Annotated in this window: 9 protein-coding genes; 1 reads left to right on the top strand and 8 read right to left on the bottom strand. The window is 42.4% G+C overall.

Annotated features, from left to right (window positions below):
* Window positions 1–11 precede the first annotated feature (11 nt).
* The 5 genes from L0P31_RS01730 to parE all read right to left on the bottom strand — a co-directional run bounded on the left by L0P31_RS01730 (window position 12) and on the right by parE (window position 7,212).
* Window positions 12–1,034 (bottom strand): branched-chain amino acid aminotransferase, encoded by a 1,023-nt coding sequence (locus L0P31_RS01730; RefSeq protein ID WP_000218997.1) that lies wholly within the window; start codon window positions 1,032–1,034, stop codon window positions 12–14.
* Window positions 1,035–1,168: 134 nt separating this feature from the next.
* Entirely contained in the window at window positions 1,169–3,640 is a 2,472-nt protein-coding gene (gene parC / locus L0P31_RS01725; protein WP_238095476.1) for a DNA topoisomerase IV subunit A, read from the bottom strand.
* Between the two features lie 52 nt (window positions 3,641–3,692).
* Entirely contained in the window at window positions 3,693–4,427 is a 735-nt protein-coding gene (locus L0P31_RS01720) for a CPBP family intramembrane glutamic endopeptidase (protein ID WP_049543041.1), read from the bottom strand.
* Window positions 4,408–5,241 carry an aminoglycoside 6-adenylyltransferase gene (locus L0P31_RS01715; RefSeq protein ID WP_238095474.1) on the bottom strand — a complete coding sequence of 278 codons (834 nt, stop codon included), beginning with the start codon at window positions 5,239–5,241 and terminating at the stop codon, window positions 4,408–4,410. The genes L0P31_RS01720 and L0P31_RS01715 overlap by 20 nt, the downstream gene beginning before the upstream one ends.
* A gap of 27 nt (window positions 5,242–5,268) precedes the next feature.
* Entirely contained in the window at window positions 5,269–7,212 is a 1,944-nt protein-coding gene (parE, locus tag L0P31_RS01710; RefSeq protein ID WP_238095472.1) for a DNA topoisomerase IV subunit B, read from the bottom strand.
* Between the two features lie 135 nt (window positions 7,213–7,347).
* Here parE and plsY point away from each other — a divergent pair, with 135 nt between their 5' ends.
* Entirely contained in the window at window positions 7,348–7,989 is a 642-nt protein-coding gene (plsY, locus tag L0P31_RS01705; RefSeq protein WP_238095471.1) for a glycerol-3-phosphate 1-O-acyltransferase PlsY, read from the top strand.
* A gap of 38 nt (window positions 7,990–8,027) precedes the next feature.
* On the opposite strand, the gene L0P31_RS01700 is transcribed toward plsY, so the two are convergent.
* Genes L0P31_RS01700 through L0P31_RS01690 form a run of 3 tightly spaced genes read right to left on the bottom strand, consistent with a single transcriptional unit; the run spans window position 8,028 to window position 11,573 of the window.
* Window positions 8,028–8,984 (bottom strand): ABC transporter permease, encoded by a 957-nt coding sequence (locus tag L0P31_RS01700; protein ID WP_238095469.1) that lies wholly within the window; start codon window positions 8,982–8,984, stop codon window positions 8,028–8,030.
* A gap of 2 nt (window positions 8,985–8,986) precedes the next feature.
* Window positions 8,987–10,045, bottom strand: a complete 1,059-nt coding sequence (locus L0P31_RS01695) for an ABC transporter permease (RefSeq protein ID WP_049491544.1) — start codon at window positions 10,043–10,045, stop codon at window positions 8,987–8,989.
* The gene (locus L0P31_RS01690) at window positions 10,038–11,573 is read right to left on the bottom strand and encodes an ABC transporter ATP-binding protein (protein WP_004261507.1); all 1,536 of its coding nucleotides are present in this window, start codon (window positions 11,571–11,573) and stop codon (window positions 10,038–10,040) included. Before L0P31_RS01690 ends, L0P31_RS01695 begins: the two co-directional genes overlap by 8 nt.
* Window positions 11,574–11,640 lie beyond the last annotated feature (67 nt).

Here is an 11,640-nt window from a genome sequence, read left to right as displayed (position 1 = left end):
TTTAGTTTATTTTAATCTACTTTTACAATCCAACCTTCTGGCGCTTCAATATCGCCAAACTGAATTCCTGTCAATTCATCATATAATTTACGAGTCACAGGACCTACTTCTGTTTCGCTATAGAACACATGGAAATCATCACCGTGCTGAATTCCACCAATTGGAGAAATAACTGCTGCTGTACCACAGGCACCTGCCTCTACAAAACGGTCAAGGTTATCAATTGGGACATCCCCCTCAATAGGAGTTAAGCCCAAGCGATGTTCTGCCAAATAAAGCAAAGAATACTTGGTAATAGATGGCAAGATAGAAGGACTCAATGGTGTTACAAATTCATTATCAGCTGTAATTCCAAAGAAGTTAGCTGAGCCGACTTCTTCAATCTTTGTATGAGTTGATGGGTCTAGATAGATAACATCTGAGAAATGACGTGACTTGGCCAATTTCCCTGGCAAGAGACTTGCAGCATAGTTTCCACCAACCTTAGCCGCACCTGTACCATTTGGAGCCGCACGGTCGTATTCATCCTGAATCAAGAAGTTGGTTGGAACCAATCCACCCTTAAAGTAATTTCCAACTGGCATAGCAAAGATGGTGAAAATGTACTCTTCTGCCGGTTTAACCCCAATAATATCTCCGACACCAATCAAAAGAGGGCGAAGATATAAGGTTCCACCTGTTCCATATGGAGGTACATATTCTTCATTCGCACGAACAACTGCCTTACAAGCGTCTACAAACATTTCTGTTGGAACTTGTGGCATCAAGAGACGGTCACATGTCCGTTGCAGGCGTTTAGCATTTTCATCAGGACGGAACAGTTGAACACTACCATCCTTAGTACGATAAGCTTTCAAACCTTCAAATGCTTGTTGACCATAGTGAAGACTTGGAGAAGACTCTGAAATATGCAAGTTTGCATCCTCTGTAAGCTCTCCTTGATCCCATTGTCCATTTTTAAAATGAGCAATATAGCGATAAGGTAATTTCATATAGGAAAAACCGAGATTTTCCCAATCAATCGTTACTGTCATATTCCACTCCTTATTCTAAAAACCTATTTCTTTTATTCTACACTATTTTTCTAAAATAGCAAGTATATTTTGTAATTTTCAGAAAATTTCTTCAATAAAAAGAACCAGCTCTTAGAACTGATTCTTCATTTCACTTATTTAGCTTCAGTAAATACTTCTTTAAGATAAGCGTCAAAAACTTCTTCATCCGAAATCGTGTCAGAGATGAAGCTACCATTACTTGTGCGTTCTGACAGATTCAAGTCTTGTAGTCGACTTTCATAGATTGTTCCTTTGTTCGATTGGACAAGCAGCGTTTGGTCGTTCTCTTCCACTTCTGTACTGAAGAGATCACCAACAAATCCTTGCTCTGCAACTGATCCTGCTAAGAAGACACGATGCGGTTTGTTTTTCAACTCACGCAAGACTTGTAGTCCTCGTTTGGCACGGCTAGTTGCTGGAATTTCGTCAATAGAAACACGTTTCAAACTTCCACGCTGAGTCAAGAGGTAGAAGGATGAAGTGTTACAGATAAAGGCCGATTGGAGGGTATCATCTTCTTTCAGGTTCATAGCCTTGACACCTGCAGCCTTAGCACCGACAACTGGTACCTCTTCGATATTGAAACGAAGGGCATAACCATTTTGGCTGATCAAGAGAACATCATCTAGTTTGATTGGAGCTACTGCTACAATCTGGTCTGTATCATCTTTGAGCTTAGCATACTTGACAGACTTAGACTTGTAGGTCCGCCATGGGGTGAATTCTTTTCGCTCTACACGCTTGATTTGACCGAGACGAGTCGCAGCAAAGTAGGTTGTCGCATCATCAAACTGATCCACTACTTCCACATAAAGGATTTCTTCGTTAGTTTCAAAGTTTGTAATGGTTTGGCTCAGATGCTCACCGATATCCTTCCAACGAATGTCTGCCAATTCATGGATTGGTCGATAAATGACATTTCCAAGCGTCGTGAACATCAAGAGATGCTGGGTTGTCTTGGCAGATTGAACAAAAATCAAACGGTCGTCATCACGCTTGCCAATTTCTTCCAGCGTTGAAGCGGCAAAGGAACGTGGGCTGGTACGCTTGATGTAACCTGCCTTGGTCACGCTGACGTAGGTATCTTCCTCAGCGATCAGACTAGCTGTATCAATCTCAATTACTTTTGCTGTGTCTTCTAAAGTACTCAAACGTGGAGTCGCAAATTTCTTCTTGACCTCACGAAGCTCTTTCTTCATGAGATTGTACATAGTCCGCTCATCACCGATAATAGCCGCCAGCATGGCAATCTTTTCACGAAGTTCTGCTTCTTCTTCCTGCAAGACAACTACGTCTGTATTGGTCAAACGGTAAAGTTGCAAGGTAACGATGGCCTCAGCCTGCTCCTCTGTAAAGTCATAGCTGACCTTGAGATTTTCCTTAGCGTCAGCCTTATTCTCAGAAGCACGGATAAGAGCAATGACTTCATCCAAAATCGAAATCACGCGAATCAAACCTTCGACTATATGGAGACGTTTCTCAGCCTTTTCCTTGTCAAAGCGTGAACGCGCCAAAATCACTTCGCGACGGTGGGCAATATAGCTAGACAAGATTGGAACAATCCCAACCTGACGAGGCGTGAAATTGTCAATCGCCACCATGTTAAAGTTATAGTTGATTTGCAGATCTGTGTACTTAAAGAGATAGTTGAGGACAAGCTCTGTATTGGCATCTTTTTTTAGCTCAATAGCAATACGTAGACCATCACGGTCAGACTCGTCGCGAACCTCAGCAATACCAGCTACCTTGTTATTGACACGAACATCATCGATTTTCTTGACTAGATTAGCCTTGTTGATTTCATAAGGAATCTCAGTAATAACGATTTGTTCCTTACCACCTTTTAGCTTTTCAATCTCAGTCTTGGAACGAACAACCACGCGCCCTTTCCCAGTTTCATAGGCCTTCTTGATTTCATCACGACCCTGGATAATCCCTCCAGTCGGGAAGTCTGGTCCAGGCAAGAATTCCATGAGTTTGTCCACCTTGGCTGTTGGGTGGTCAATCATGTAAACCGCCGCATCGATAACCTCAGCCAAATTATGCGGTGGAATGTCTGTAGCGTATCCAGCCGAAATCCCAGTCGAACCATTGACCAAGAGGTTGGGAAAGGCTGCTGGCAAGACAGTTGGCTCTTTCTCGGTATCGTCAAAGTTCCAAGCAAAAGGAACTGTCTTTTTCTCGATATCTTGAAGAAGGTAGCCTGCAATTTCAGACAAACGTGCCTCGGTATAACGCATGGCCGCAGGCGGATCTCCGTCCATAGAACCGTTATTACCGTGCATTTCAACCAAAATCTCACGATTTTTCCAGTCCTGTGACATACGAACCATGGCATCATAGATAGAATTGTCACCGTGTGGGTGGAAATTCCCCATGATGTTACCGACAGACTTGGCCGACTTGCGGTAACTCTTATCAAAGGTATTGCCATCCTTATTCATAGAATAAAGAATGCGACGCTGAACCGGCTTCAAGCCATCACGAATATCTGGCAAAGCCCGGTCTTGAATAATATACTTGGAGTAGCGACCAAAGCGCTCTCCCATGATGTCCTCAAGGGACATGTTTTGAATGTTAGACATAATAATTCTCTTTTTAGTGTTTTATTGTAAAGTAAATCTATATTTTATAAATTTAACTGTTTCTTTGTAGGTAGTAAGAAAAGAAGAGCAATCCTACTAATCCTAGAATGAATAAAAGATTAATTTTAATAACAAATAAGCTAAGTAGGGTATTAATTAGGCCGTGAAAAATGGCGCAAAAAAGGACCGACTTAGTCTTTTTGAAAACAGCTGCTAGAAGAATACTGAGATAAATTGCAAATAGACTGAATAATATAAAAGGCATACCACTTTGGGAACTTCCAATCACAAACCATAAAGGTATATGCCATATTGCCCAAATACAACCTGTTATCAAACCGGAAATCCAAAAGGAGAATCTAGTTTCCAAAGTTGGTTGCAAGATGCCTCGCCATCCCAATTCTTCTTCGCCACCATAAACACAGACTGCACTCAAAAAAACAACAAACAAATTTCCTAGTGGAAAAGCCGGATTAAGCTCCTTAGATGAGAAAGCAATGACACCTGTTTGCACGAAAATTAGTAAAAGAAATAACAAAATATATTTCTTTGAGTCCCCTAAGATAAAAGAGACTATGCTTTTAATGGATTTTTGAGGCAAACAAGAAATTGCTGCAATGGTAGGACCGAAACCTCCTAGTAAATGGAGAAAAACTCCTAGTGGACTTGTTAGACTTAAGAGGTTCATTTGCGTCAGAAAAGCGAGCAATCCCCAACCAAATCCCCAAGAAATGAGAAAACTAATCAGTAAAAATTTTGTTATCTTATTATTTTGTAAATGTTTCATTTTTTTCGAGTCTCTCCTCAGCATACTGAATCATCTTCTCAGCCACTTCCTTATCGTAGTCATATCCCATCTTTTTAGCAAGGGACTGATCTTCTTGGTGGAAAAGTTCCATCGTAGCCAATAAAGACTGAGTGATTTTATCTATACTTGAAAAATCAAGCAAATCTGAGAATTCCTTCTTTTGCTCAGCAGGTAAATAGTTAAAGAGATACTTGTAGTTCTTGCCGATATCGACTTTCCCCCTATCACTTGCAACCTGCCAAGCCAAAATTTTCAAGAATTCTTGTTGACAAATGCCGTAGAGATGGTCAATCGCGTAGATGACTTGCTTACGACAGATTCTTTTGACCACGTAGGCTGACACCCACCAAAATTCATTGCAGGCTTTTTCAAAATCTATCGCACTAGCTGGGCTTGTCCAGTAACGCTCTAGATTTTGAGAATAGGGTTCAAATAAATGTTCTGGATCTTCTAAAACAGTGAATCCTGCCTCACTATCCCCCCACTCTTGGATGTGGTCTTTGGGGCAGAGAGTCAAATCAATACGATTACCATCTTCAAAGAGCATGAGATAAAGACGACGATGGTCAAGAACAACCTCTTGCTCTATAATTCGTTTTCCGAAATAGTCCAACCAAGAAAGGTCACTCATCAGATTATCAAAATCATCCACGACATAGACCACATCGTAGTCTTGAAATTCATCTTTTGGAGCATTTTGGTTTGTCCGTGAACCAGACATAGCGACAGCTTTGACTTGTAAAGTTTTGGCTGTTTGTAAAATCACATCGAGCATTTCTGTTTCAGTTCTCATGTTTATACCCATTCATTAAAAACTAACTTAAAATACTGTCACTTCTTCCAGCGTAAACTTGACATTATCCTCAATCCACTTACGGCGTGGTTCGACCTTGTCACCCATGAGGACATTGACGCGGCGTTCTGCGCGTGCTAGGTCTTCGATCGTAACGCGAATGAGAGTGCGGGTTTCTGGATTCATGGTTGTTTCCCAGAGTTGGTCCGCATTCATCTCACCGAGACCTTTATAGCGTTGGAGGGTAGCGCCCTTACCGAACTGCTTGCGGAGTTCTTCTAACTCGCCATCTGTCCAAGCATAGGCCACTTCTTCTTTCTTGCCTTTACCTTTGGACATCTTGTAAAGAGGCGGAAGGGCAATATAGACATGTCCCGCCTCAACTAGCGGACGCATATAGCGGTAAAAGAAGGTTAAGAGAAGTGTTTGAATGTGGGCACCGTCGGTATCCGCATCGGTCATGATAATGATCTTGTCATAGTTGGCATCTTCAATAGAGAAGTCAGCCCCAACACCCGCACCAATAGTATAAATCATAGTGTTGATTTCTTCATTTTTGAGGATATCCGCCATCTTGGCCTTAGCTGTGTTGATAACCTTACCACGAAGTGGCAAGATAGCCTGGAACTTACGGTCACGACCTTGTTTGGCAGAACCACCGGCAGAGTCTCCCTCGACTAGATAGAGTTCATTCTTAGCAGGATTCTTAGACTGGGCTGGCGTTAATTTCCCAGACAACAAGCCCTTGTCTTTCTTGTTTTTCTTACCATTTCGGCTCTCATCACGCGCTTTGCGGGCCGCCTCACGGGCATCACGAGCCTTAATGGCTTTGCGAATAAGATTTGAAGCTAATTCACCATTTTCCATGAGGAAGAAGGTCAACCTATCAGCCACAATACCATCCACAACTGGACGAGCTAGGGGGCTACCCAATTTATCCTTAGTCTGGCCTTCAAACTGCAAATGTTCTTCAGGAACCAAGATAGAGAGAACGGCTGCTAGTCCTTCACGATAGTCTGAACCTTCAAGGTTTTTATCTTTTTCCTTGAGAAGACCTGTCTTACGGGCATAGTCGTTCATGACTTTGGTAATGGCAGACTTGAGTCCTGTTTCATGCGTTCCACCGTCCTTGGTGCGAACGTTATTAACAAAGGACAGAATGTTATCTGAAAATCCATCATTGTACTGGAGGGCGACTTCCACTTGGAAACCATTATCTTCCCCCTCAAAGTACAGAACTGGTGTTAAGGTTTCCTTGTCTTCATTAAGGTAGGAAACAAAGTCCTGCACCCCGTTTTCATAATGAAACTCAATCGCTTCATCTGTACGCTCGTCCGTCAAAGACAAGGTCACATTTTTCAAGAGAAAGGCTGATTCATTAAGACGCTCTGAAATGGTATTGTACTTGAAATCTGTCGTAGAGAAGATGGTCGCATCCGGCATGAAAGTAACCTTGGTACCTGTTTTAGACTTGAGTGCTGTACCGATTTTCTTCAAAGTCGTGACAGGTTTTCCACCATTTTCAAAACGTTGCTTGTAGACTGCACCATCACGGGTAATTTCGACTTCCAACCAACTAGAAAGAGCGTTAACAACGGAAGAACCCACCCCGTGGAGACCACCAGATGTCTTGTAGCCACCCTGACCGAATTTTCCTCCGGCATGAAGAATGGTAAAGATTACTTCAACCGTTGGGATTCCCATAGCGTGCATTCCAGTCGGCATCCCACGACCATGGTCTTGAACCGTTAAACTCCCATCTTTATTGATTGTCACATCAATACGGTCACCAAATCCAGACAAGGCCTCATCGACAGCATTGTCGACAATTTCCCAGACGAGGTGATGGAGACCTGCCCCATCAGTCGAACCGATATACATCCCTGGACGTTTACGGACCGCATCCAACCCTTCTAGCACCTGAATGGCATCATCATTATAATTATTAATATCGATTTCCTTTTTTGACACAAGGAACCTCCTATTCGTTCATCTTTACTATTCTACAGGTTTTCCAAGGATTTTGCAAAATTTTTCTTTCTCCGGTGTGACAATTTCAGAAGAGATTCTCTGCCTTTCTTTCCCAATTCATGATATAATAGGAGTATGATTACAATAGTTTTATTAATCCTAGCCTATCTGCTGGGTTCGATTCCGTCTGGTCTCTGGATTGGACAAGTATTCTTTCAAATCAATCTGCGCGAGCATGGTTCTGGTAACACAGGGACAACCAATACCTTCCGCATCTTAGGAAAGAAAGCAGGGATGGCAACCTTTGTGATTGACTTTTTCAAAGGGACTCTAGCAACGCTACTTCCGATTATGTTTCATCTTCAAGGTGTTTCACCTCTCATCTTTGGACTTTTGGCTGTCATTGGGCATACCTTCCCTATCTTTGCAGGATTTAAGGGTGGAAAGGCTGTCGCAACCAGTGCGGGAGTGATTTTCGGATTTGCGCCTGTCTTCTGTCTCTACCTTGCAGTTGTTTTCTTTGGAACTCTCTATCTTGGTAGTATGATTTCGCTGTCTAGTGTCACAGCATCTATCGCAGCCGTCATCGGAGTTCTACTCTTTCCACTTTTTGGTTTTATACTGAGTAACTACGACCCTCTCTTCATCGCCATTATCCTAGCTCTTGCTAGTTTGATTATCATTAGGCATAAAGATAATATCACACGCATCCAAAATAAAACTGAAAATCTTGTTCCTTGGGGACTGAACTTGACTCATCAAAATCCTAAAAAATAAAACGCCAGTTTGAACAGAACTGACGTTTTTTTGTATGCTTATTTTGATTTGATATAGTTGATACCATCTGCTTTTGGTGCAACTGCTTTTCCAAAGAAGGCTGCCAAGACAAGAATAGTCAAAACATAAGGTGCAATTTGCAGGTAAACCGCAGGCACTCCTTGTAGGAATGGCAACTGAGAACCGATAACAGCCAAACTTTGTGAAAGTCCAAAGAAGAGACTAGAAAGCATAGCACCGATAGGATTCCATTTACCAAAGATCATTGCAGCAAGAGCGATAAATCCAGGTCCAACAATAGTTGTCACTGAGAAGTTAACTGAGATGGATTGAGCATAAATCGCTCCCCCAATTCCACCCAAGAAACCTGAAATGATAACTCCTAGATATCTCATCTTGTAGACATTGATTCCCAATGTATCCGCTGCTTGAGGATGTTCACCGACAGAGCGGAGACGAAGACCAAAGCGAGTCTTGAAGAGGATAAACCAAGCAAAGAATGAGAAGGCAATCGCGATATAACCTAGCAGACTTGTTGATTTGAAGAAGATATCACCAATCACTGGGATATTAGCCAAGACTGGGAAGTCAAAGCGTCCAAAAGTCTGACTTAGGTTGTCGGTTTGACCTTTGTTATAAAGAACTTTCACCAAGAAAACAGCCAAGGCTGGTGCCATCAAGTTCAATACCGTACCGCTGACAACATGGTCTGCACGGAAATGAACCGTCGCAGCTGCGTGGATGATAGAGAAGAGACCACCAACAAATCCTGCTACAAGCAAGGATAGCCATGGAGTTGCTGCTCCAAATTGTTCTGCAAATTCAAGGTTAAAGACGACTCCAGAAAAGGCACCCATAACCATAATTCCTTCAAGGCCGACGTTTACCACACCACCACGTTCAGAGAAAACGCCACCAATACTTGTAAAGATGAGGGGTGCTGAGTAGATTAGCATAGAAGACACCAAGAGGGTGAGCAAGGTTGTAATAGACATCTTTACTTACCTCCTTTAACTTGTTTTTTCGGTTTGACAAAGCGTTCGATAAGGTAATGAACACTGACAAAGAAGATAATAGACGCTGTTACAATGCTGACTAGCTCAGATGGTACCTGCGCCGCATTCATACCAGGAGCTCCAACTTGGAGAACACCAAATAGGAAGGCTGCAAAGAGAATACCAATTGGTGAGTTTGCTGCAAGCAGGCTAACTGCCATCCCGTTAAATCCGACAGCCAATGATGCCCCTTGAACATAGACGTTCTGGAAGGTTCCCAGACCTTCAACAGCTCCACCAAGACCAGCCAAAGCACCTGAGATAATCATAGAGAGGATAATCGTCCGTTTGGCAGAGATACCAGCGTATTCTGATGCGTGAGGATTAAGACCAACCGCGCGGATTTCAAAACCAAGAGTTGTTTTCTTGAGCATAAACCAAATGACTGCAACGGCAATAAGAGCAAAGAAAATACCAATATTCATCCGTGAATTACCAGTCAACTCAGCCAACCAAGGTGTCTGATAGGTTGCATTAGCCCCAACACGAATCGTCGAATCTGTACTTTGCATGAAGTCTTTAGGAAAGGCATGGATAAAGGCATTTCCTACATACAAGACAATGTAGTTCATCATGATGGTTACGATAACCTCTGACGTCCCTAGATAAGCTCTAAGAATACCTGGAATGGCACCGACAATCCCACCAGCAATCAAGGCAATCACGATAGTTGCTAGAATCATCAAAGGACGTGGCATATCTGGATGCGACAAGGCAAACCAACCACTAAGAATCCAACCTGCCAAAGCCTGACCAGGAAGTCCGACGTTAAAGAAACCAGCACGACTGGCAACGGCAAAACCAAGACCAATCAAGATCAAAGGCCCCATGGCACGGAAGATTTCCCCAATCCCACGCAGACTACCAAAGGCTGTATAGAACAATTCTTCGTAGCCCCAAATAGCATCATAACCGAAGATCCACATGACAATGGCCCCGAGTAAAATTCCTAGGAAGACAGAAATCAAGGGAACCGAAATTTGTTGTAATTTTTTAGACATCACTCTTCTCCTTTCCCAAGTTTCCACCAGCCATCAAGACACCAAGTTCTTGTTTATTGGTTGTTTCTGGTGATACAATACCTTGAATCTTACCATCGTGGATAACGGCAATACGGTCTGAAACGTTTAAAATCTCATCCAATTCAAAGCTGACAACAAGGACAGCCTTCCCGTTATCACGCTCTTCAATCAAGCGTTTGTGGATATATTCAATGGCACCGACATCCAAACCACGAGTTGGTTGGCTGACGATAAGGAGATCAGGATCTCGATCAATTTCACGAGCAATAATTGCTTTTTGTTGATTTCCTCCTGAGAGTGCAGCTGCAGGAACAAATTCGCTGGCAGCACGAACATCAAACTCTTCCATTAGCTTTTTAGCATAAGAAGTAATATTTGAATAGTTCAAAATTCCATTTTTACTATGTGGTTCTTTATAGTAGGTTTGAAGGGCAATATTTTCAGAAATCATCATTTCCAAAATCAAGCCATCACGGTGACGGTCTTCTGGAACGTGCCCAACACTCAATTCTGTAATCTGACGTGGGTGCAATCCTACAATTGAATCTCCTTTTAGCTCAATGCTACCAGATTCAACCTTGCGAAGACCTGTAATGGCTTGAATCAGTTCAGACTGACCATTTCCATCAATCCCTGCAATACCAACAATCTCTCCCGCACGAACATCCAAGGATAGATTTTTGACAGCAGGGACACCACGGTTTTCATTGACCACCAAGTCTTTAATAGACAAGACCACTTCTTTTGGTTGAGAGGCTTGTTTCTCTGTTTTAAAGGAAACAGAACGTCCTACCATCATTTCTGCCAAATCAGCATTGGTAGCCCCTGCAATTTCTACAGTTTCAATTGATTTCCCACGACGGATAACTGTAACGCGGTCAGAAACTGCTCGAATCTCATCCAACTTGTGAGTGATCAAGATAATTGATTTTCCTTCTTTGACAAGATTTTTCAAAATAGCCATCAACTCATCAATTTCTGATGGAGTCAAAACAGCTGTTGGTTCGTCAAAGATAAGGATATCAGCCCCCCGATAAAGGGTTTTTAAAATTTCTACACGTTGTTGGGCTCCAACTGAGATGTCTGCTACCTTGGCAGAAGGGTCAACAGCTAAGCCATAACGTTCAGAAAGAGCCTTGATTTCTTTGCTAGCTCCAGCAATATCTAGCACACCATTTTTAGTCAATTCACTACCTAAAATGATGTTTTCAGCCACTGTGAAGGCTTCTACCAACATAAAGTGCTGGTGAACCATTCCGATTCCCAAGCTAGCTGCTTTAGATGGTGAATCGAGATTGACAACTTGACCGTTGACCACAATTTCACCACTGGTTGGTTCAAGAAGCCCTGCTAACATGTTCATGAGCGTGGACTTTCCAGCCCCATTTTCTCCTAAAAGTGCATGAATTTCACCTTTTCGTAAGTGCAGGTTGATTTTGTCGTTGGCAACAAATTCACCAAACACCTTGGTAATATCACGCATCTCAATGACATTTTCGTGTGCCATGTGCTCTTCCTTTCAGAGTCTTATTTTATTTCAATAAAACTTGCTAGTTTCTCTAGTAGCAAGCTTT

Origin of the sequence: Streptococcus mitis, from assembly GCF_022137125.1 — a bacterium.
Taxonomy (GTDB): domain Bacteria; phylum Bacillota; class Bacilli; order Lactobacillales; family Streptococcaceae; genus Streptococcus; species Streptococcus mitis_CE.
This window is presented reverse-complemented; position numbering and strand designations above follow the sequence as displayed.